The organism is Mycetocola reblochoni REB411, from assembly GCF_900163835.1.
GTDB classification, from domain to species: Bacteria; Actinomycetota; Actinomycetes; order Actinomycetales; family Microbacteriaceae; genus Mycetocola_B; species Mycetocola_B reblochoni.
Window position 1 is genome coordinate 23,147 of the sequence record NZ_FUKR01000032.1, and the last position, 22,201, is coordinate 45,347.

Consider the following 22,201-nt stretch of genomic DNA (forward strand, 5'->3'; position numbering starts at 1 on the left):
TGTCGGCGACGGCGACGGCGACGGACGGTGCGGACTACTCACTCACGTCCTCGCCGAAGTACTTCTCGCCGAGCTCGGCGAGCACGCCGTCGGCGCGGAGCTCGGCCAGGGCGTCGTCGACCGCGGCGACCAGCTCCTCGCTCCCGCCGGGGAAGGCGAGTGCGCTGCGGGACGGCTCGTCCGACTCTGCGACGATTCGCAGGCCGCGGTCACCGGAGTTCTTCTGGTCGTCGAGCACGGTGAGCTTGTCGTTGATCGTCGCGTCGACGCGGCCCTGGCTGAGCAGCTCGGCGGCCTGGGCCCAGCCCTCCACGCCCTCCACGGTCGCGCCGTACGACTCCGCGAGGGTGTACCAGTTGCTCGTCAGCGACTGGGCGAGGGTCTTGCCCTCGATGTCGTCGAAGCCGGAGATGTCGTCCGTGCCGTCGGCGACGACGAGGACGCCGGGGGACACCGAGTAGGGGGTGCTCAGGGTGTACTTCGCCTCGCGTTCGTCGTTGATGGACACCTGGTTGGCGATGACGTCGATCCTGCCGGCGTCCAGCGCGGCGAACAGCGCGTCCCACTGCGTCTCGTCGAACTCGGCCGTGACGCCGAGCTTCTCGGCGACGGCGGTGATCACCTCGACGTCGTAGCCGGTGAGGTCGCCGCTGCCGTCCTCGTGGAAGCTGAACGGGCGGTATGTCCCCTCCGTACCGACGCGGAGGACCCCCGCCTCGGTGATCTGCTCGAGGGTGAGGCCGCCCGCGGGCGTCGCGGCGTCGTCGGACTGGCCCGAGCATGCGGCGAGCCCGAGCAGCGAGCCGAGGACGACGGGGACGATGAGGGCGCGGCGAAGGCGTGACATGGAACTCCTGGGTGTGTGGTGCGCGGATCGGCGCGTGGCGAGTCTAGGCGGAGCCGAGGGGACGTTCCACCGTGTGACGGGCTGTGACGAAGCCTCACCTTCCCGCGGACGGCGGCGTGACCGGGGCGTCGGCGTCCCGTCGTCGCCACGAGCGCGCGCTAAAGTTGTTCCGTCGATCTCTACTCACGGAAAGCAGGACCAGGTGCCCGACGGTTTTGAACTGTTCACCGACCGAGCCATCGTCGCCATGCGCGTCAACGGTGTACTGAAGGACCTGGCGGCCACCGTCACCGAGTCGGACACGGTCGAGCCGGTGACGATCGACTCCGAGGACGGGCTCAACATCCTGCGCCACTCGGCCGCCCACGTGCTCGCCCAGGCCGTGCAGCAGACGAACCCCGAGGCCAGGCTCGGCATCGGCCCGTTCATCACGGACGGCTTCTACTACGACTTCGACGTCGCCGAGCCCTTCACCCCCGACGATCTGAAGGTGCTGCAGAAGGCGATGGAGCGCATCGTCAAGCAGGGCCAGCGCTTCGTCCGCCGCGTCGTCACCGAGGACGAGGCGCGACGCGAGCTCGCGTCCGAGCCATACAAGCTCGAGCTGATCGGCCTGAAGGGATCCGCGGAGTCCGGAGGGGACAACGAGTCGGTCGAAGTGGGTTCGGGCGAGCTCACCATCTACGACAACGTCGACCCGAAGACGGGGGAGACGGTGTGGAAGGATCTCTGCCGCGGGCCGCACCTGCCCAGCACGCGGCTGATCGGCAACGGCTACGCGCTCATGCGCGTCGCGGCCGCCTACTGGAGGGGGTCGGAGAAGAACCCGCAGCTGCAGCGCATCTACGGCACCGCCTGGCCGACGAAGGACGAGCTTCGGGCGTACCAGACCCGTCTCGAGGAGGCGGCCAAGCGCGACCACCGCAAGCTCGGCGCCGAGCTCGACCTGTTCAGCTTCCCCGATGAGATCGGTTCGGGGCTGGCCGTGTTCCACCCCAACGGCGGCATCATCCGCAACGAGATCGAGCAGTACATGCGCAAGCAGCTGCTGACGAACGGCTACGAGCTCGTCAACACCCCGCACATCACCAAGGGGCAGCTGTTCGAGACGAGCCAGCACCTGAACTGGTATCGCGACGGCATGTTCCCGCCGATGCACCTCGACGAGGAGCACGACGCCGAGGGCAACGTCACCAAGCAGGGCCAGGACTACTACCTGAAACCCATGAACTGCCCGATGCACAACCTCATCTTCCGGGCAAGGGGCCGCAGCTATCGCGAGCTTCCGCTGCGCCTGGCGGAGTTCGGCACGGTGTACCGCTACGAGAAGAGCGGCACCCTCGCCGGCCTGACCCGCGTGCGCGGCCTGACCCAGGACGACGCCCACATCTACACCACGCCGGAGCAGGTGAAGGGCGAGGTCGCCCGCCAGCTCCAGTTCGTGCTCGAGACGCTGCGGGGCTACGGCCTCGACGACTTCTACCTGGAGCTGTCCACGAAGGACCCGGAGAAGTACGTCGGCTCGGACGCGATCTGGGACGAGGCGACCGAGACACTGCGCGAGGTCGCCGTCGAGTCGGGGCTCGAGCTCGTCGCCGACCCGGGGGGCGCCGCGTTCTACGGCCCCAAGATCTCCGTCCAGGCGCGCGACGCGATCGGCCGCACCTGGCAGCTGTCGACCGTGCAGCTCGACTTCAACCAGCCGGAGCTGTTCGACCTGCAGTACACGGCCGCGGACGGCTCGCGTCAGCAGCCCGTCATGATTCACCGCGCACTGCTCGGCTCCGTCGAGCGCTTCTTCGCCATCCTGCTCGAGCACTACGCCGGAGCGTTCCCCGTCTGGCTGGCCCCCACCCAGGTGGTCGGCATCCCCGTGGCGGCGGAGTACGGGCCGTACCTGGACGGAATCGTCGAGCGTCTGCGCGCGGCGGGCGTCAGGGCGCACGTGGACCACTCCGACGACCGCATGCCGAAGAAGATCCGGACCCACACCAAGGCGAAGGTGCCGTTCCAGCTGATCGCTGGAGAAGAGGACAGGGCGGCCGGCTCCGTCAGCTTCCGCTTCCGCGACGGCAGCCAGCTGAACGGCGTTCCCGTCGACGACGCCATCACGCGGATCGTCGACGCGATCGCCGAGCACGCCCAGATCACCACCGCTTGGCAGGGCTGAGCCGGATGACCGAGGTCGAAGACGGCGCACGCCTCCCCGGCGTCCCCGACGAGTTCCAGCGGCTCTGGACGCCGCACCGGATGGTCTACGTCGCCGACACCCACCAGCCGGAGCAGCACGAGTGCCCGTTCTGCTATGCGCCCAGCCAGGACGACGAGAAGACGCTCATCGTCCACCGCGGCCGGCTCGCCTTCGTGGTGATGAACCTGTACCCGTATAACACCGGCCACCTGATGGTCCTGCCGTACCGGCACGTGGGGCTGTACAACGAGGCCACCCTCGAGGAGATCACCGAGATCGCCACGCTCACCCAGACGGCGATGAACGTGCTCGGCGAGGTCGCGCACAACGACGGCGTGAACATCGGGATGAACCAGGGCGCCATCGCCGGAGCCGGCATCGCCGGGCACCTGCACCAGCACATCGTCCCGCGGTGGGCGCAGGACTCGAACTTCTTCCCCATCATCGCGAAGACGAAGGCTCTCCCTCGGCTCCTCGGCGAGATGAGGGCGGACCTGGCCGCGGCCTGGCCGAGCCCCTGAGCCCCGCCGTCGCGCGGATCACACCCCTGCACACCGACTAAGATGAAGGCATGATGACTGACACCACCAGCACCGGATCGACCGGTTCCACTCGCGTCAAGCGCGGACTCGCGGAGATGCTGAAGGGCGGCGTCATCATGGACGTCGTCACCGCCGAGCAGGCGCGCATCGCCGAGGACGCCGGCGCCGTCGCCGTCATGGCGCTCGAGCGCGTCCCCGCCGACATCAGGGCGCAGGGCGGCGTGGCGCGGATGAGCGACCCCGACCTCATCGACGACATCATCGCCAGCGTCTCGATCCCGGTCATGGCCAAGGCACGCATCGGCCACTTCGTCGAGGCTCAGGTCCTGCAGGAGCTCGGTGTCGACTACGTCGACGAGTCCGAGGTGCTCAGCCCGGCCGACTACGTCAACCACATCGACAAGTGGAACTTCACGGTCCCGTTCGTCTGCGGCGCCACCCACCTCGGCGAGGCACTTCGCCGCATCACCGAGGGCGCGGCCATGATCCGCTCGAAGGGCGAGGCGGGGACGGGCGACGTCTCGGAGGCCACCAAGCACATCCGTACCATCACGGCCGAGATCAACCGCCTCAGCTCCATGACGAAGGACGAGCTGTACGTGGCCGCGAAGGAGCTGCAGTCGCCCTACGAGCTCGTCGCCGAGGTCGCCGCGACCGGCAAGCTCCCCGTCGTGCTGTTCACCGCCGGTGGCGTGGCCACCCCCGCCGACGCGGCCATGATGATGCAGCTCGGCGCGGACGGCGTCTTCGTCGGCTCCGGCATCTTCAAGTCGGGCAACCCGGCGGAGCGTGCGGCCGCGATCGTCAAGGCGACGGCCTTCCACGATGACCCCGCCGTCATCGCCGAGGCCTCGAGGGGGCTCGGCGAGGCCATGGTCGGCATCAACGTCGCCGACCTGCCGGCACCGCACCGTCTCTCCGAGCGTGGCTGGTAGCGCCGTCCCGCGGATCGGGGTCCTCGCACTCCAGGGCGACGTCCGTGAGCACCTCGCGGTCCTCACCCGGCTGGGTGCGGCCGCGGTGCCCGTGCGTCGTCCGGACGAGCTGGCCGCGGTCGACGGCCTCGTCATCCCCGGAGGCGAGTCCAGCGTGATGGACAAGCTCACCCGGCTGTTCGGGATGCGCGAGCCCCTGCGCGAGGCGATCGCGGCCGGACTGCCCGTCTACGGGACCTGCGCGGGGCTGATCATGCTCGCGGACCGCCTCGCCGACGGGATCTCCGGCCAGCAGACGCTCGGCGGACTCGACATCACGGCCAGGCGCAACGCGTTCGGCTCGCAGCTGGACTCGTTCGAGACGGACCTCGCCGTGCCCGATCTCGGTCCGGAGCCCGTGCACGCGGTGTTCATCAGGGCGCCGCTCGTCGACGAGGTCGGCATGGGCGCGCGGGCGCTGGCGACGCTGGCCGACGGTCGCGTGGTCGCCGTCGCCCAGGGAGCGCTGATCGCCACATCGTTCCACCCCGAGGTCACCGGGGACACCCGGTTCCACGAGCTGCTGCTCACGCGCGTCGCCGAGCGCGCGGGGCGGACGGCCGCGGCCTCGTAGACTAGTCACACTTTCCAGACGCAGCAGAGGGAGCACATGTCCGGTCACTCCAAGTGGGCAACGACCAAGCACAAGAAGGCCGTCATCGACCAGCGCCGTGCCAAGTCGTTCGCCAAGCTCATCAAGAACATCGAGGTCGCCGCGAAGATCGGCGGAGCCGACCTGTCCGGCAACCCCACCCTGCAGGACGCGGTCCAGAAGGCCAAGAAGACCTCCGTCCCCAACGACAACATCGACAGGGCCATCAAGCGCGGCGCCGGTCTCACCGGCGAGGTCATCGACTACACGAGCATCATGTACGAGGGTTACGCCCAGGCCGGAGTCGCGCTCATGGTCGAGTGCCTGACCGACAACAAGAACCGTGCCGCAGCGGAGGTCCGCACGGCGATGACCCGCAACGGCGGCACCATGGCCGACCCGGGGTCGGTCGCGTACAACTTCGCGCGCAAGGGGCTCATCGTCGTTCCGGCCGAGGGCACCAGCGAGGACGACGTCCTCGCCGCGGTGCTCGATGCCGGCGTCGAGGAGGTCACCGACGAGGGTGAGACCTTCGAGGTCGTCGTCGACACCGCCGACCTCGTCGCGGCGCGCACCGCGCTTCAGGAGGCGGGGATCGACTACGACTCCGCCGACGTGGCCTTCGTGCCCAACCTTAAGGTCGAGATCGACGCCGAGACGGCGCGCAAGGTGCTCAAGCTCATCGACGCGCTCGAGGACAGCGACGACGTGCAGAACGTCTACAGCAACTTCGATCTCACCGCCGAGGCGCAGGCGGAGCTCGAGAACGAGGAGTAGGCGGGCGTGGCCCGGCGCATCCTCGGCATCGACCCCGGCCTGACCAGGTGCGGGGTCGGCGTCATCGAGGTGGGGCCGGACCGGCGCGCACACCTCGTGCACTACGGGGTGATCCGCAGCGGCTCCGACGAGCCGATCGAGCAGCGGCTCCGCCAGATCGGCACGGGGATCGACGAGGTGATCGAGGGGTTCGCCCCCGACGCGGTCGCCGTCGAGCGGGTGTTTGCCCAGCACAACCTCCGGACGGTCATGGGCACGGCCCAGGTCAGCGGGCTGGCGCTCTACGCCGCAGCGACGAGGGGCATACCGGTCGCCCTGCACACCCCGAGCGAGGTGAAGGCGGCCGTCACCGGCTACGGCTCGGCCGAGAAGCGCCAGGTGCAGACGATGGTCGCCAAGATCCTCCGGCTCGACGAGTTGCCCTCCCCGGCCGACGCGGCGGACGCCCTCGCCCTCGCGATCTGCCACTCCTGGCGCGGCGGGGCGCTCCCGTCGCCGACCCGACCTGACACGGGTGATCGGGGAGCGGGCGTGGGGTCCACCGGCTCGGGGGAGACCCCGGCGCAGCGGGCCTGGCGCGCGGCGGAGCGGGCATCGTCGTCGGCACGCCGTAGGCTGGAACGGTGATCTCCTCCCTCACCGGAACGGTGCGTTCGGCCGCCGGCTCCCTCCTCGTCATCGACGTCCACGGCGTCGGATACGCGGTCAACGTCACCCCCGCGCACGTCCTCGCCGTTCGCGTCGGCCACGAGACGACGGCGTTCACGGAGCTGATCGTCCGCGAGGACTCCTTGACGCTCTTCGGGTTCGAGGACGCCGCCAGGGTGGAGCTGTTCCGCATCCTCATCGGTGTGACGGGCGTCGGCCCGAAGTCGGCCCTCGGGATCCTCGCCGAGCTCGATCCCGCCGACATCCACCGCGCGGTGGTGGCGGAGGACGCGAAGCCGTTCACCCGCGTCAGCGGCATCGGGCCGAAGACCGCGAAGCTCATCGTCGTCTCGCTCGCGGGCAAGCTGGGCGCGTTCCAGGGGGAGCACACTCCCGAGTCGCCGTCACCGGCCGCGGTCGACGAGATCCTCGAGGCGCTCGTGTCCCTCGGCTGGTCGGAGCGCGAGGCCCGTCCCGCGCTCGACGCGGTCGTGGCCGCGCACCCCGCGATCGCCGCGGATGACACCGCCGCGCTGCTTCGGCTGACACTGGTCGCCCTCAGCGGACGCGGGCGGGGGGCGCGCGCATGAGCGACGCCGTCACCGATCCGCACGCGGGCTCCGCGGCGGAGATCGCGTTCGAGGGGGCGCTTCGCCCGTCGACGCTCGACGAGTTCGTCGGGCAGTCGAAGGTGCGCGGCCAGCTGAAGCTCCTGCTCACCGCGGCCACGTTGCAGGGCCGCACCCCCGACCACATCCTCCTGGCCGGCCCTCCCGGCCTGGGAAAGACCACTCTGTCGATGATCGTCGCCGAGGAGACGGGGAAGCCGCTGCGGATGTCCAGCGGACCGGCGATCCAGCATTCGGGTGACCTCGCCGCCGTGCTGTCGAGCCTGACCCCCGGCGAGGTCCTGTTCATCGACGAGATCCACCGCATGGCGCGCTCGGCGGAGGAGATGCTCTACCTGGCGATGGAGGACTTCCGGATCGACATCATGGTCGGCAAGGGCGCGGGCGCCACCTCGGTGCCGCTCGAGCTGTCGCCGTTCACCCTCGTGGGCGCGACGACGCGGTCGGGCCTGCTTCCGAACCCGCTCAGGGACCGCTTCGGCTTCACCGCGCACCTCGAGTTCTACGCGACGGAGGAGCTCGAGCAAGTCGTCGCGCGCGCCGCCGCCCTCCTCGGTGTCGACCTCGCCTCCGACGGCGTCCACGAGATCGCCTCGCGCAGCAGGGGGACGCCGCGCATCGCGAACCGGCTGCTCCGCCGCGTCCGCGACTTCGCCCTCGTGCACTCCGAGCGGGCCGACATCTCCGCGGTGCGCGGTGCGCTCGAGCTGTACGACGTCGACGAGCGCGGCCTGGACCGCCTCGACCGCGCCGTCATGGAGACGCTGCTCACCCGATTCGCCGGAGGCCCCGTCGGGCTCGGAACCCTGTCGATGTCGGTGGGGGAGGAGCCCGAGACGGTGGAGAGCGTCGTCGAGCCGTTCCTCGTCAGGGCCGGGCTCATCGCGCGGACGCCGCGCGGTCGCATCGCCACGGCCGAGGCCTGGAGGCACTTCGGGATGGCGCAGCCGTCGTCGTGAACCGCCGTCCGGGCCTGTCCTCCGACTCCGCCCGCCCCGGGTGTGGCAACGTCGGTGCCATATACTGCCGGAGAACCCCCCGACCGACCCGATGACAGCCGCGCCCCGCGGCCGAAAGGCTCACTTCTTTTTATGGACATCATGCAGTACGCCATGCTGGCGATCCTCGCCGTTCTCATCTTCTTCATGTTCCGCAACGGCCAGAAGCGCAAGAAGGACCTCGCCGCCCTCCGGTCGAGCATCGTCCCCGGTGCGACGGTCATGACCAACTTCGGTCTGTTCGGCTCCATCGTCTCCATCGACGAGAACGAGAACAAGACCCAGCTCGAGATCGCCCCCGGCGTCGTCGTCGGCGTGCACAGCCAGGCCATCGCCCGCGTCGTCGACGATGTGCAGCAGCCCGCGGACGACATCATCGGCTCCGACGCGCCCAGCGACAACGACACCAAGAACAACTAGTCAGCCGGACGGCCGTCAGCGCCGCCGAGAAGAGAACAGAGCATTCGTGGCACCCACATCGTCGACGCCTGTCCGCCAGGCGAGGAAGACACTGACCTGGCTGGGGGCGTTGACCGCCGTCCTGGCGGCGGCACTCGTCGCGGGGGTGATCTGGAGCACCGCGAGCTGGGCTCCCAAACTCGCCCTCGACCTCGAGGGGGGCACCCAGGTGATCCTCTCGGCCAAGCTGTCCGAGGGTCAGCAGGTCTCGCAGGACCAGCTCAACCAGGCCGTGAGCATCATCAGGCAGCGCGTCGACGCCTCAGGCGTGTCCGAGGCGGAGATCAGCACCCAGGGTTCGAGCAACATCGTCGTCTCCATGCCGGGTGAGATCGACGACGCGACGCGCGAGCGGATCGAGTCGTCCGCGCAGCTGCAGTTCCGTCCGGTGATCGCCACGAGCGCACCGGCGAACACCTTCGTCGGCGAGGACCAGGTCGAGACCCCGTACCCGACCCCTGACGACTCGATGGCCGACACGCCCTCGGCCGAGCCGACGGACGCCAGCGACCCCAACTGGATCACCGAGCGGCTGAGCGCCGAGTTCCTCGCCTACAACTGCGCGGAGCCCACCGACGCGAGCGACGCGCCCGCCGACGAGCCGCTCATCACCTGCGCGACGGACGGCACGGCCAAGTACCTCCTCGGCCCGGTCGAGCTCACCGGAGAGTCGATCACCGACGCCACGGCGGGGATCCAGTCGAACAGCCAGGGCGCCAGCACCGGCGTGTGGGGCGTCAACATCGTCCTCAACGGCCACGGCACCGAGGTCTTCGGCGACATCAGCCAGCGGCTGTACGGCGCCGAGGCGCCGCAGAACCAGTTCGCCTTCGTCCTCGACGGTTCGGTCCTGTCCGCACCGAGCATGAACGGCCTGATCACCAACGGCAAGCCCAGCATCACCGGGTCCTTCAACCAGGACAGCGCGCAGGCCCTCGCCGACCAGCTCAAGTACGGCGCGCTCCCCATCAGCTTCACCGTGCAGTCCTCGGACACCATCTCGGCGACGCTCGGTGACACGCAACTTCAGATCGGCCTCATCTTCGGCCTCATCGGACTCCTGCTCGTGGTCGTGTACACGCTGTTCCAATACCGGCTGCTCGGTTTCGTCACCATCGCCTCGCTCATCGTCGCCGGTGTCCTCACCTATCTCGCGATCGCACTGCTGTCCTGGCGTGAGGGGTACCGGCTCTCGCTCGCCGGCGTGGCGGGTCTGATCGTCGCGATCGGATTCACGGCGGACTCCTTCATCGTCTACTTCGAGCGCATCAGGGACGAGCTGCGCGACGGCAGGGGACTGGAGTCGGCCGTCGAAGCGGGCTGGCGTCGCGCCAAGCGCACGATCTTCGCGTCGAAGGCCGTCAACCTGCTCTCCGCGGTGGTGCTGTACGTGCTCGCCGTCGGCAACGTGCGCGGCTTCGCCTTCACCCTCGGCGTGACGACGATCATCGACGTCATCGTCGTGTTCCTCTTCACCCACCCGATGATGCAGTTGCTGGCCAAGAGCCGCTTCTTCTCCAGCGGGCACCCGGCGACGGGGCTCGACCCCCACGCCCTCGGCGCGATCTACCGGGGCCGGGCGCAGTTCCGTGCACCCGACGCCTCGGTCAGCGCATCGAAGCGGCGCAGCAGCAAGCGCGAGGTGCAGCGCAGACAGACGATCGCGGAACGCAAGGCAGCCGAACTGGGGGACAACCGTCCCGAAGATGGGAAGGACTCCTGATGGTCAGCAACCTGACGTCGTTCGGTAACGACCTCTACACGGGCAAGCGCTCGATCAACTTCGTCGGCAACCGCAAGATCTGGTTCAGCGTCGCGATCGTCCTCGTGGTGATCTCCGTGCTCATCCCGGTCGCCCGTGGCGGCTTCAACTTCTCCATCGAGTTCACCGGTGGGTCGCAGTTCACCGTCTCCGGCGCGTCCAGCTCGGAGACGACGATCGCCACGACCGCGGTCGACGACGTCGTCTCCAATGCGAACGCCCGCGTCACGACTGTCGGCGACGGCGGCATCCGCGTGCAGACCGACCAGCTCACTGCCGACGAGACGCTGCAGGTGAGCCGTGCACTGGCCTCTGCCTACGACGTCGACGAGTCGGAGATCACGAACTCCTTCATCGGGGCGTCGTGGGGCCAGGACATCACCAGGCAGGCCCTTCTCGGGCTCGTCGTGTTCCTCGCCCTCGCGTTCCTGACCATGGCGCTGTACTTCCGCACCTGGAAGATGTCGGCGGCGGCGATGATCGCGCTGCTGGACGTGCTCGTCATCACACTGGGCGTGTACGCGGCCTCCGACTTCGAGGTCAGCCCCGCCACGGTGATCGGGTTCCTGACAATCCTCGGGTATTCGCTCTACGACACGGTGGTGGTGTTCGACAAGATCAGGGAGAACACCACGGAGGATTCGGGGGAGCGCTCCAGCAGGACGTTCTCCGAGTCCGTCAACCTGGCGGTCAACCAGACCCTGGTCCGTTCGATCAACACCTCGGTGGTGGCCGCGCTCCCCGTGGCGGCGATCCTCGTCAGCGGCATCTTCATGCCCGGCGTCGAGACGCTGCGCGACATCGCCCTGTCCCTCCTCGTCGGAATCCTGGTGGCGACGTACTCGACGATCTTCGTCGCGGCGCCGCTGTACGCGCTCTTCCGTGAGAAGGAGCCGACGATCGCCGAGCGCGACGCGCGCGTACTGGCCGCACGCGAGAAGGCACTCGGAGAGAACTAGGCCGCACGCGGCGAGCGGGGCGTGGAATGATCCACGCCCCGCTCGCGTCATACTTGTCAGAGGAGGTCACCATGTCAGAGACAACGTCATCCACCGCCTCGCTGCGGCGCCTGGTCCCGAGGATCTTCTCGAAGGCGCAGCCGGCCGGTGCGATCGATCGGCTGACGAAGACCGCCCGGCTGCACAACCCCCGCGCCGACCTCAGCGTGATCGAACGCGCCTACGAGGTGGCGGAGCGTGCGCACCGGACGCAGAAGCGGCAGAGCGGCGAGCCGTACATCACGCACCCGCTGGCCGTGGCCCAGATCCTCGCTGACCTCGGAATCGGAGCGAAGACGCTCGCTGCCGCACTGCTGCACGATACGGTCGAGGACACCGACTACACCCTCGAGGAGCTGCGAGCCGACTTCGGCGACGAGATCGCGATGCTCGTCGACGGCGTCACGAAGCTCGACAAGGTCAAGTACGGGGACGCCGCCCAGGCGGAGACCGTCCGCAAGATGATCGTGGCCATGTCGAAAGACATCCGCGTGCTCATCATCAAGCTGGCCGACCGGCTGCACAACGCCAGGACGTGGGGCTTCGTCCAGCCGGAGAAGTCGGTACGCAAGGCCACGGAGACGCTCGAGATCTACGCGCCGCTGGCCGGGCGGCTCGGTATCCAGACCATCAAGGCGGAGCTGCAGGACCTGTCGTTCGCGGTGCTCTACCCGAAGATCTACGCCGAGATCGAGAGCCTCGTTCGTCAGCGCACACCGCAGCGCGAAGACTTCGTCGAGCAGGTGATCTCCTCGGTCAGTGACGACCTGAAGGCGCTGAAGATCCGCGGCAAGGTCGTGGGCCGGCCGAAGGAGTACTACTCGATCTACCAGAAGATGAACGTCCGCGGCCGCGAGTTCAACGACATCTACGACCTCGTCGGCATCCGCGTCCTCGTGTCCTCGGTGCAGGACTGCTATGCGGTTCTCGGTGCCGTGCACGCCAGGTGGACGCCGATCCCAGGCCGGTTCAAGGACTACATCGCGACACCCAAGTACAACCTGTACCAGTCCCTGCACACGAGCGTGATCGGGCCGGGCGGCAAGTCCATCGAGATCCAGATCCGCACGCACGAGATGCACCAGCATGCCGAGTACGGTGTGGCCGCGCACTGGAAGTACAAGGAGCAGGTCGCCAGCAAGTCCGGCGACGCCGGAACCGGCCTGCCGAGCGGGACCGACATGGCCTGGCTGGCGCACATCTCCGACTGGCAGGCGGAGACGGCCGACCCGGGGGAGTTCCTCGATTCCCTCCGCTACGAGATCGGCGCCAAGGAAGTCTACGTCTTCACGCCGAAGGGCCGCGTGATCGGCCTGCCCTCGGGTGCCACCCCGGTCGACTTCGCCTACGCCGTCCACACCGAGGTGGGCCACCGCACGATGGGCGCGAAGGTCAACGGCCGTCTGATGCCCCTCGAGACGGCCCTCAGCAGCGGTGACGTCGTCGAGGTGTTCACCTCCAAGAACCCCGACTCCGGCCCCAGCCAGGACTGGCTCAACTTCGTCAAGAGCCCCCGCGCGCGCAACAAGATCCGCCAATGGTTCACCAAGGAGCGTCGGGACGAGGCGATCGAGCAAGGCAAGGACGCCATCGGGCGCGCCATGCGCAAGCAGAACCTGCCGTTGCAACGGCTCATGGGTCAGGACTCCTTCGCCGAGGTGGCCGCACAGCTCCACTACGAGGACGTGTCCGCTCTGTACGCCGCCGTCGGTGAGGGCCATGTGTCGACCCAGTCGGTGCTCGAGAAGGTCGCCCTGCTCCTCCAGGGCGGTTCGGAGACCGATGCGGCCGAGGTGGACTTCCCGATTCACGGCAAGACCCGGGTGCGTCCGCACAGCGATTCGGGCGTCCTCGTCAGGGGCGCTCCGGACATCCTGGTGAAGCTCGCGAAGTGCTGTACGCCGGTGCCGGGCGACGAGATCGTCGGATTCGTCACGAGGGGCAGCGGGGTCTCGGTCCACCAGGCCGCCTGCCAGAACGTGCAGTCGTTGCTGTCCGAGCCCGAGCGGATGATCGAGGTCGAGTGGGCACCGAGCTCGGCGAGCGTGTTCATGGTGAACATCCAGGTCGAGGCGCTCGACAGGGCCGGCCTGCTCAGCGATGTGACCCGGGTGCTGAGCGAGTACCACGTCAACATCCTGTCGGCGTCGGTCAACACCTCGAACGCGCGCCTGGCGATCAGTCGATTCGTGTTCGAGATGGGCGACACCACCCATCTGGACCGCGTGCTCAACGCCGTCAGACGCATCGACGCCGTCTACGACGTCTACCGGGTCAACGCGGGCTAGCACCGGACGCTCAGGCCACCGACCTGGTCGGCATACCGGTCACCGCGACGCCGGCCGCGCCCGTCGCCACATGGACGGAGCGCTCCTCCCCGGCGCGTCCGGGGTCGACGGACCGCAGGGCGGGCCGTGTCGAGCGCACCCGCACCGCACCTCCCGCGACGGCGCTCAACACCCCGAGCAGCTCCGCGTGGCGTCGGGCACCGCACGTCCTGCGGAGGAGCTCGTCAACCTCATCCCCGACCCGGCCCATCCACCGGTCGTACATGAACCTCAGGGCGACGGCGTGCTCCGCCCGACCGCGGAGGACGCCGAGCGACTCCGGGTGCACCGGCGAGAGCGTGTCCAGCCGGAGCGCGAGGTCGAGGATCGTCGCCGCGGGGGTCAACACCGCCACGGAGGACAACGACCACAGCTGGTCCGCGTCGACCGGACGCTCGCTCACCCGCATCCGGGCGCGTCCCGACGGGCGGAACCGCGCCTCGGGACGTGAGATGACCTCGTCGGCGCGGGGCGGCTCGGCCGTGCACCCGTGAATCCAGGCGGCGGACGCCCCGGCGACGACGAGTCGACGTCGGGCTGACTCGCTCCACCCATCGGCGATGCTCCGCGCACGCGTCTCGGCACAGTCCGGCTCGTCGATCAGTCGATAACGGCCGACCGCGAGATCGACCAGGCAGCCCTCGTTCCGCAGCGCGCTGAGTTCGGCCGGCAGGAAGCCGTCGAGAGGGAAGTCCGGTCGCGGTGATGTCATGGACGGCATCGTGCGGGCTCAGCGCCCGTGCGTCCGAGCGAGACGGCCGACTGTGGAAAGCGGTCCTGCTCGTGCGTCCGGGGATGACGCTGACCCCACGGCCGCACACGGCACCCGGAACGGCTGACGCCCCGGAGGGACCGGTCGGGTCCCTCCGGGGCGTCAGTGTTGCGTGCCCGGCTCAGCCGAGGGCGTCGAGCCAGGTGCGCTGGGCGTCCAGAGCCTCCTGCGCCGCGGCGATCGCGGCCGCGTCGCCACGCTCCTTCGCCTCGGCGAGCTCCGTCTCCCGCTGCGCAATGGACTGCTCCAGCTGCGCGGCCAGGCCCTGGGAGCGCGCCTTCTTCTCGGGGTTGTTGTTGGCCCAGAAGCGGTCGTCCAGCTGCTTCACGTGCTGCTCGATCGCGCGGAGTCTGTCCTCGACGGGGCGGAGCGATTCGCGGGGGACACGGCCGATCTCGTCCCAGCGCAGCTGGATCGCGGTGAGACGCTGCCTGGCCTGCTCGCGGTCGGTGATCGCCAGGATCGGCTCGGCCTCGTCGAGCAGTGCACGCTTGAGCACGAGGTTCGCCTCGTACTCCTCGTTCTCCTGCGCGTCGATCTCCGCCTTGGCCTGGTAGATCGCGTCGCCGGCCGCCTTGAACTTCGCCCAGAGGGCGTCGTCCTGCTTGCGCCCCGCCCTGCCCGACTGCTTCCACTCGTCGAGGAGACGCCTGTACTCGGGAATCGCGTCCGCTCCGCGCGGGATGAGTGCCTCCGCACGCTCGACGAGCGCCTGCTTACGGTTCCTGGCGTCCTTGTGCGTGGCGTCGAGCTCCGCGAAGAAGCTGCGCCTGGCGGAGTCGAGGTGGCTCCGTGCCGTGCGGAAGCGCTTCCAGAGCTCGTTCGCCTCACCCTTGGGCAGCCGGGGCCCGCTCTGCTGGTGCTCCTGCCACCGGGCGAACAGGGCGGTGACCTGGTCGCCGGCCTGCTTCCACTGGATCTTCGCGAGGTCCTGCGCGGCGAGGGCCTCGATCTCGGTCACGATCGCGGTGCGCTCGGCGATCGCCTCGGCCAGCTGCTCCTTGGCCTGCTCGTTCTGCTTCTCCGTCAACGACTCGACGGTCCCGCCGAGCGCGGCGACACGGTCGCGGAGGGCCTGCAGATCACCCACGGCGGCGGGTTCGCGCAGCGTCTCCGTGAGTCCTGCGACGGTCTTGGCGACGTCGGCGGCCGGGGCGGCGCGCTTCACCCGCTGCTCGAGCAGCGTCACCTGACCGGCGAGGTCCTGGTACTTGCGCTCGAAGTAGGCGAGCGCCTCCTCCGCGGTCGCGTCGGGATAGGCGCCGACCGCCCGCCAGTCCGCTCCGTCGCGGACGAACACTGTGCCGGTCTCATCGACCCGACCCCAGGATTCCTGATCAGAATGTGCCACGTGCCTCACCTTGCTGCGCTGGTCGTGATCGTCACGACGGGGGAAATCACGACAAGCCTATTACCTGGCCGGCCGTGGGGGACTACTCGACGGTCACGCTCGTCATGATCGTCTCGACCGCGGGGGCTCCGTCCGTGGCGTCGCCCTCGACTCCCTCGTCCGTGATCGTCGACCGCAGCTCGTCCAGTCCCGAGGTGACGTGACCGAGGACGGTGTACCCGCCGGCGCTGTCCGAGCTGATCGTGGTGTCCTCGTAGACGATGAAGAACTGGCTTCCCATGCTGTAGCCGTCGTCGGCGACGCGGGCCATCGCGATCGTGCCCGCCGGGTAGACGTCGTCGCTCGGCGCGTTCTCGATGGGGCCGTAGCTGTAGCCGGGTGTTCCGGAGAGGGTCCCGTCGGGCGAGCCGCACTGGAGCACGAAGAAACCGCCCGTGGTCAGGCGCGGGCAGCTCAGTCCGTCGTAGAAGCCGGACTGGGTCAGGCTGACGAAGGACGCGACGCCCTGAGGGGCAGCGGCGCCATCGAGCTCGATGCCGAGCGAGACGTCGTCGTTGACGACGATCTCCCCCTGCCAGCTGCGCCCCTCGCTCAGTTCGATGTCGGGGACCTCGCCACTGTTCTGACCCGACGTCGAGGTCGGCTCCGGCGTCGAGGCGGTCGCCGTGGCCTCGGGGGCCTCGACTCCGCTCGAGGAGCCGACAACGACGTGAAGGACGACGGCCGCGGCGACGACCGCGACGGACGCACCCACGGCGATCCAGTTGTCGCGCACCCGCCGGGCCCGCCTGGTCGTGTGCACCCCCTGCCTGACCTCGTACGCGTGCCGACGGCGCCGTTCCTCGCGCTGACGACGTTCCTCGTTCTGCGATGCCACAGCTCTCCTCGTGACGATTGTGGGGGCGAACGCTGTCTGAGCGGACAGCGCTGACCATGCTATCGCTGTCCCGACGCCCCTATCCACACGGCGGTGTCGGTGGCTGGCGATACGGTTGACGGGTGCAAGCCCAGGGATTCCATAGCGGCCCCGTTCCCCTCGCGGTACGGATGAGACCGCGCAGCCTCGACGAGGTCGCCGGGCAGCGGCACCTGCTCAGGCCGGGGTCGCCGCTGCGACGCCTCGCCTCCGATGCCAGCGGGACGACGGGCGCCAGCTCGGTCATCCTCTGGGGCCCGCCCGGCACGGGCAAGACGACGATCGCTCAGGCGATCGCGCACAGTTCCGGTCGCCGATTCGTCGAGCTCTCGGCGGTCACCGCCGGCGTCAAGGACGTCAGGGCGGTCATGGAGGAGGCGATGACGAGCCGCGACCTCTATGGACTGGCGACCGTGCTCTTCCTCGACGAGATCCACCGCTTCAGCAAGGCGCAGCAGGACGCTCTGCTGCCGGGCGTCGAGAACGGCTGGGTCATCCTGGTCGCCGCCACGACGGAGAACCCGTCCTTCTCCGTGATCTCGCCGCTGCTGTCCCGGTCGCTCCTACTCACCCTCGAGCAGCTCGACGACGCCGACCTCGGCGTCCTGATCGACAGGGCGGTCACCGACTCGCGCGGCCTCGGCGACGAGTACGTGCTGGAGCCGGAGGCACGGAGGGCGTTGATCCAGCTCGCCTCGGGCGACGCCCGACGCGCATTGACGGCGCTCGAGGCCGCCGCGGTCGGGGCTGTGGATCCTACCGCCACCCCGTCGGCCGGGCGGGGGAGTGCGGCAGGGGGGCCAGACGGAACCGACCACGACGGAGTGGACGACGACGCCGAGACCGCTGACGCCGAGACCGCTGACGCCGACGGCGAGGACGACGGTGAGGGCACTGACGGCTCGGCAGCAGGAAGCACGGATGAGGCGGCCGCCCCCGACGACCCGCGCCCCCGGATCACGGCCGAGGTCGTCGCCCAGGCCGTCGACAGGGCACTCCTGCGCTACGACAGGAACGGTGACGAGCACTACGACGTCATCAGCGCCTTCATCAAGTCCATCCGGGGCTCGGACCCCGACGCCGCACTGCACTATCTCGCGCGGATGATCGAGGCGGGGGAGGACGCCCGTTTCATCGCGAGGCGCATCATCGTCTCCGCTGCGGAGGACGTGGGCATGGCCGACCCGCAGGCGCTTCCGATCGCGGTCGCCGCCGCCGACGCCGTGCAGCTCATCGGCATGCCCGAGGGCCGCATCCCGCTGGCGGAGGCCGTCGTCTACCTGGCGACGGCGGCGAAGTCGAACGCCTCGTACACCGGAATCAACGAGGCGATCGCGGATGTCAAGGCCGGTCGCTTCGGACGCGTCCCGACGCACCTGCGGGACGCGCACTACGCCGGAGCCAAGCGCCTCGGCCACGGCAAGGGCTACCGTTACCCGCACGACGACGACAGGGGCGTCCTCGAGCAGCAGTACCTTCCCGACGAACTGCGCGGTCGCGTCTACTACCGACCCACCCCGCACGGCAACGAGCGGGACGTCGGCTCGCGGCTCGAGAAGCTGCGCAAGATCCTGCGCGGCGCACGGCCCTGAGCCGTCGACGCCGTGCTAGTCTGATGGACGGCCTCGATTCAGGTGTTGCGTGCGGCTGCGCGACATCGCCGAATGACTGGACGGTTCTGTAGCCGAACCCCCGTGGCTCATCCCTCTTACACCCATACCGACCGGACGACCCGGTCGGCATTCGCCGTAAGAACCGTTGAAAGGACACCGTGTCTACCAAGTCACGTACCCGTAGCAAGACCCGCCTCTCCCGGGCCCTGGGCATCGCCCTGACCCCGAAGGCGGCGAAGTACATGGAGAAGCGCCCGTACGCCCCCGGCGAGCACGGCCGCACCAAGCGCAAGACCGACAGCGACTACGCCGTCCGCCTGCGTGAGAAGCAGCGTCTTCGCGCCCAGTACGGCATCCGCGAGAAGCAGCTGACGATCGCCTTCAAGGAGGCGCGTCGTCGTCAGGGCCTGACCGGTGAGAACCTCATCGAGCTGCTCGAGACCCGTCTGGACGCTCTCGTCCTGCGTGCTGGCCTCGCCAGGACCACCGCGCAGGCGCGTCAGATGGTCGTGCACCGCCACATCATGGTCGACGGCCAGATCGTGGACCGCCCGTCCTTCCGCGTGAAGCCGGGGCAGCTCATCCACGTGAAGCCGAAGTCCGAGGGCACCGAGCCCTTCCAGGTCGCGGCCGCCGGCGGACACGCCGACGTCATCGCGAAGGTTCCCGCGTACGTCTCGGTGGAGCTCGACAAGCTCCAGGCACGCCTCGAGCGTGCGCCGAAGCGCAGCGAGATCCCCGTGATCTGCGAAGAGCAGCTCGTCGTCGAGTACTACGCAGCGCGCTAGTCTCCGTTTCCTGCACGGGCCCCGCGGCATCGCCGTGGGGCCCGTGTGCATTCCCGGACGACCCCGCCCGGCGAGTAGGATGTCCGGCAGGCCCAGGCCGTCCCACACCACGAGGAGCCCCATGAAAAACGCCGTCTGGCTGATCGTCGGAATCGTCACCGGATTCGTCGTCGCGCACCAGGTCAACAAGTCTCACGCGGGGCACGAGTTCTTCGCCGAGCTCGACGGACGCATCCGTGAGTTCACCGACTCCGTCTCCGACGCCTACAACCGTCGCGAGGCCGAGCTGCGCACCCGCGACGAGAACTGACGTCCCTCAACGTTTACCCTCCACCCGACACGTCACCGAACGGACCCATGAAGACCGCTGAAATTCGTCAACGCTGGCTCGACTTCTTCGGCGCGAGGGAGCACACCGTTGTGCCCTCCGCCTCGCTGGTCAGCGACGACCCCTCGCTCCTGTTCACCGTCGCGGGAATGGTTCCCTTCGTCCCCTACCTCACCGGCGTCGTGCCCGCCCCGTACCCGCGCGCGACCAGCGTGCAGAAGTGCATCAGGACGAACGACATCGAGGAGGTCGGCAAGACCCCTCGCCACGGCACCTTCTTCCAGATGAACGGCAACTTCTCCTTCGGCGACTACTTCAAGGAGGGGGCGATCAGCTACGCCTGGGAGCTGCTGACCAGCTCCGAGCTCGCCGGCGGCTACGGCTTCGACCCGAAGGACCTGTGGGTCACCGTCTACCGGGACGACGACGAGGCCGCGGCGCTGTGGCGCCGCATCGCCGGACTGCCGGAGGAACGCATCCAGCGACTCGACAAGGACACCAACTACTGGTCCACGGGTCAGCCGGGCCCCGCGGGCCCCTGCTCGGAGATCTTCTTCGACCGCGGCCCCGCCTACGGTCGCGACGGGGGACCGGCGACCGACGACGACCGCTACGTCGAGATCTGGAACCTCGTGTTCATGCAGTACTCGGTGACGAACGTGCGGAGCAAGGTCGACTTCGACATCGTCGGAGAGCTTCCGAAGAAGAACATCGACACCGGCATGGGCCTCGAGCGCGTCGCCTTCCTCAAGCAGGGCGTCGAGAACATGTACGAGATCGACCAGGTCAGGCCGGTGCTCGACCGGGCGGCCGAGCTCAGCGGTCGCCGCTACGGGGCGAACCACGAGGACGACGTCCGGATGCGCGTCGTCGCCGACCACGTCCGCTCCTCCCTCATGCTGATGAGCGACGGGGTGAGCCCGTCGAACGAGGGTCGCGGGTACATCCTGCGCCGGCTGCTGCGTCGCTCCGTTCGGGCGATGCGCCTGCTCGGCGTCGAGGACGCCACGTTCCCCGAGCTGTTCGCCGCCTCGCGCGACGCGATGGCGGAGTCCTACCCCGAGGTCGAGCGCGACTACGGGCACATCTCCCAGCTGGCCGACAACGAGGAGCAGACGTTCCTGCGCACCCTCGCGGCCGGCACGACGATCCTCGATCTCGCGCTCGACGACAGCAAGCGCGCCGGCCGTTCCTCGCTCCCCGGCGACTCGGCCTTTCTGCTGCACGACACCTACGGTTTCCCGATTGACCTCACCCTCGAGATCGCCGAGGAGTCGGGGCTCAGCGTGGACAGGCGCGAGTTCGACCGTCTGATGGGCGAGCAGCGTTCGCGCGCCAAGGCCGACGCGAAGTCGAAGAAGACCCAGATGGCCGACCTCACCGTGTACTCGGGGCTGCGCGGCAAGGGCGAGACGGTGTTCACCGGATATACCGAGCTGCAGACGGAGTCACGTGTCCTCGGCATCATCGTCGACGGCGTTCCCGTCGACCGTGCGACCACCGGCCAGCGGGCGGAGGTCATCCTCGCCGAGACGGCGCTCTACGCCGAGTCCGGTGGGCAGGACGCCGACCAGGGCACGATCGTCGGTCCGGGCTACGACCTCGACGTGATCGACGTGCAGAAGCCCGTCGCGGGCCTCATCTCACACACGGTCGACGTGGTCAGGGGTGAGGTCCACGTGGACGCCCCCGCGACGAGCATCGTCGACGCCGACTACCGCAGGGGCGCCAGGCAGGCGCACTCGGGGACGCACATCGTGCACGCGGCTCTTCGCCAGGTGCTCGGCGACAACGCCCACCAGTCCGGCTCCTTCAACAAGGCGGGGTACCTGCGGCTGGACTTCTCCTGGAACCAGGCGCTCAGCGCGGAGACGAAGACCGAGATCGAGGAGATCTCCAACAACGCCATCCGCGACAACCTCGAGGTGACCACGCGCGAGATGCCCCTCGACGAGGCGAAGGCCCTCGGGGCGATGGCCCTCTTCGGCGAGAAGTACGGCGACACCGTGCGCATGGTCGACATCGGCGGCCCCTGGTCGCGTGAGCTCTGCGCGGGAACGCACGTGGCGACCAGCGCGGAGATCGGCATGATCAACCTGGTCAGCGAGTCGAGCGTCGGCTCGACGAACCGACGGGTGGAGTCCCTGGTCGGGCTCGAGGCGTTCCGCGAGTTCGCCGCGGAGCGTGCGCTCGTGTCCGAGCTGACCTCGTCGCTCAAGACCCCGAAGGACCAGCTGCTGACCCGGGTCGGCGAGCTCAGCGCCTCGCTGAAGCAGGCGGAGAAGAAGATTCAGTCGTTCCAGGCCCAGGCGCTCCAGCAGCGCGTGCCCGGCCTGCTGGAGCGCCGTGTGCGCAGGGGCGCGCTCGAGCTCGTCGCCGAGGACCTCGGCACGCTCGACTCCGCCGACGAGCTGCGCACCCTGACGACGACCGTCCGCGAGCGGCTGGCCGCCGAGCCCGCCGTCGTGGCGCTGACGGCGACGGTCTCCGGTCGCCCCGTTGTGCTCGTGGCGACGACACCGTCGGCGCGGGACGCCGGGGTCAAGGCCGGCGCGCTGGTCCGCACGGCCGCGCAGGTGCTCGGCGGCGGCGGGGGCGGCAAGGACGACCTCGCCCAGGGCGGCGGCCAGGACGTCACCGCCATCCCCGCGGCACTCCAGGCCATCGCGACACAGCTTCCGGCGTAGCC

20 protein-coding genes are annotated in these 22,201 nt (G+C 69.0%); 16 read left to right on the forward strand and 4 right to left on the reverse strand.

The features are described 5' to 3' along the window. Positions 1 to 34: 34 nt before the first annotated feature. On the reverse strand, positions 35 to 847 hold the full coding sequence (locus FM119_RS05050) for an amino acid ABC transporter substrate-binding protein (protein WP_087136597.1): 813 nt from the start codon (positions 845 to 847) through the stop codon (positions 35 to 37). 202 nt (positions 848 to 1,049) lie between these two features. Between FM119_RS05050 and thrS the strand changes: the two genes are divergently transcribed. From thrS to FM119_RS05110, 12 genes are all read left to right on the forward strand, one after another. Beyond that, entirely contained in the window at positions 1,050 to 3,017 is a 1,968-nt protein-coding gene (gene thrS / locus FM119_RS05055; protein ID WP_087136598.1) for a threonine--tRNA ligase, read from the forward strand. Between the two features lie 5 nt (positions 3,018 to 3,022). Further along, positions 3,023 to 3,559 carry an HIT family protein gene (locus tag FM119_RS05060; protein WP_087136599.1) on the forward strand — a complete coding sequence of 179 codons (537 nt, stop codon included), beginning with the start codon at positions 3,023 to 3,025 and terminating at the stop codon, positions 3,557 to 3,559. A 53-nt stretch (positions 3,560 to 3,612) separates the two neighbouring features. Continuing rightward, positions 3,613 to 4,515, forward strand: a complete 903-nt coding sequence (gene pdxS / locus FM119_RS05065; protein ID WP_087136754.1) for a pyridoxal 5'-phosphate synthase lyase subunit PdxS — start codon at positions 3,613 to 3,615, stop codon at positions 4,513 to 4,515. Beyond that, positions 4,505 to 5,128, forward strand: a complete 624-nt coding sequence (gene pdxT, locus FM119_RS05070; protein ID WP_087136600.1) for a pyridoxal 5'-phosphate synthase glutaminase subunit PdxT — start codon at positions 4,505 to 4,507, stop codon at positions 5,126 to 5,128. Before pdxS ends, pdxT begins: the two co-directional genes overlap by 11 nt. Positions 5,129 to 5,164: 36 nt before the next feature. After that, a complete protein-coding gene (locus tag FM119_RS05075; protein ID WP_087136601.1) occupies positions 5,165 to 5,923 on the forward strand; it encodes a YebC/PmpR family DNA-binding transcriptional regulator in 759 nt (252 codons plus the stop codon). Positions 5,924 to 5,929: 6 nt separating this feature from the next. Beyond that, positions 5,930 to 6,550 (forward strand): crossover junction endodeoxyribonuclease RuvC, encoded by a 621-nt coding sequence (gene ruvC, locus FM119_RS05080; protein ID WP_087136602.1) that lies wholly within the window; start codon positions 5,930 to 5,932, stop codon positions 6,548 to 6,550. Further along, positions 6,547 to 7,161, forward strand: a complete 615-nt coding sequence (gene ruvA / locus FM119_RS05085; RefSeq protein ID WP_087136603.1) for a Holliday junction branch migration protein RuvA — start codon at positions 6,547 to 6,549, stop codon at positions 7,159 to 7,161. Before ruvC ends, ruvA begins: the two co-directional genes overlap by 4 nt. Beyond that, positions 7,158 to 8,159, forward strand: a complete 1,002-nt coding sequence (gene ruvB, locus FM119_RS05090) for a Holliday junction branch migration DNA helicase RuvB (RefSeq protein WP_087136604.1) — start codon at positions 7,158 to 7,160, stop codon at positions 8,157 to 8,159. The genes ruvA and ruvB overlap by 4 nt, the downstream gene beginning before the upstream one ends. Positions 8,160 to 8,291: 132 nt before the next feature. Further along, positions 8,292 to 8,618 (forward strand): preprotein translocase subunit YajC, encoded by a 327-nt coding sequence (yajC, locus tag FM119_RS05095; RefSeq protein WP_087136605.1) that lies wholly within the window; start codon positions 8,292 to 8,294, stop codon positions 8,616 to 8,618. Between the two features lie 46 nt (positions 8,619 to 8,664). Next, positions 8,665 to 10,380, forward strand: coding sequence for a protein translocase subunit SecD (gene secD, locus FM119_RS05100; RefSeq protein ID WP_245827276.1), 1,716 nt, complete (start codon positions 8,665 to 8,667; stop codon positions 10,378 to 10,380). Then, positions 10,380 to 11,378: a protein translocase subunit SecF gene (gene secF / locus FM119_RS05105; RefSeq protein WP_087136607.1), complete on the forward strand. Its 999-nt coding sequence runs from the start codon at positions 10,380 to 10,382 to the stop codon at positions 11,376 to 11,378. The genes secD and secF overlap by 1 nt, the downstream gene beginning before the upstream one ends. Before the next feature lie 71 nt (positions 11,379 to 11,449). After that, entirely contained in the window at positions 11,450 to 13,705 is a 2,256-nt protein-coding gene (locus tag FM119_RS05110; protein WP_087136608.1) for a RelA/SpoT family protein, read from the forward strand. 10 nt (positions 13,706 to 13,715) lie between these two features. Here FM119_RS05110 and FM119_RS05115 read toward each other — a convergent pair whose 3' ends face one another. The 3 genes from FM119_RS05115 to FM119_RS05125 all read right to left on the reverse strand — a co-directional run bounded on the left by FM119_RS05115 (position 13,716) and on the right by FM119_RS05125 (position 16,744). Beyond that, positions 13,716 to 14,456, reverse strand: coding sequence for a type IV toxin-antitoxin system AbiEi family antitoxin (locus tag FM119_RS05115; RefSeq protein ID WP_087136609.1), 741 nt, complete (start codon positions 14,454 to 14,456; stop codon positions 13,716 to 13,718). Positions 14,457 to 14,637: 181 nt separating this feature from the next. Continuing rightward, a complete protein-coding gene (locus FM119_RS05120) occupies positions 14,638 to 15,867 on the reverse strand; it encodes a DUF349 domain-containing protein (RefSeq protein WP_179205213.1) in 1,230 nt (409 codons plus the stop codon). An 82-nt stretch (positions 15,868 to 15,949) separates the two neighbouring features. Beyond that, positions 15,950 to 16,744 carry a peptidylprolyl isomerase gene (locus FM119_RS05125; RefSeq protein ID WP_087136611.1) on the reverse strand — a complete coding sequence of 265 codons (795 nt, stop codon included), beginning with the start codon at positions 16,742 to 16,744 and terminating at the stop codon, positions 15,950 to 15,952. Between the two features lie 170 nt (positions 16,745 to 16,914). Here FM119_RS05125 and FM119_RS05130 point away from each other — a divergent pair, with 170 nt between their 5' ends. The 4 genes from FM119_RS05130 to alaS all read left to right on the forward strand — a co-directional run bounded on the left by FM119_RS05130 (position 16,915) and on the right by alaS (position 22,199). After that, the gene (locus tag FM119_RS05130; RefSeq protein ID WP_087136612.1) at positions 16,915 to 18,375 is read left to right on the forward strand and encodes a replication-associated recombination protein A; all 1,461 of its coding nucleotides are present in this window, start codon (positions 16,915 to 16,917) and stop codon (positions 18,373 to 18,375) included. A 179-nt stretch (positions 18,376 to 18,554) separates the two neighbouring features. Further along, a complete protein-coding gene (gene rpsD, locus FM119_RS05135) occupies positions 18,555 to 19,184 on the forward strand; it encodes a 30S ribosomal protein S4 (protein WP_087136613.1) in 630 nt (209 codons plus the stop codon). Positions 19,185 to 19,305: 121 nt separating this feature from the next. Next, on the forward strand, positions 19,306 to 19,494 hold the full coding sequence (locus FM119_RS05140; RefSeq protein ID WP_087136614.1) for a hypothetical protein: 189 nt from the start codon (positions 19,306 to 19,308) through the stop codon (positions 19,492 to 19,494). Positions 19,495 to 19,541: 47 nt separating this feature from the next. Continuing rightward, positions 19,542 to 22,199 (forward strand): alanine--tRNA ligase, encoded by a 2,658-nt coding sequence (gene alaS, locus FM119_RS05145; RefSeq protein WP_087136615.1) that lies wholly within the window; start codon positions 19,542 to 19,544, stop codon positions 22,197 to 22,199. The last annotated feature ends 2 nt before the right edge of the window (positions 22,200 to 22,201 follow it).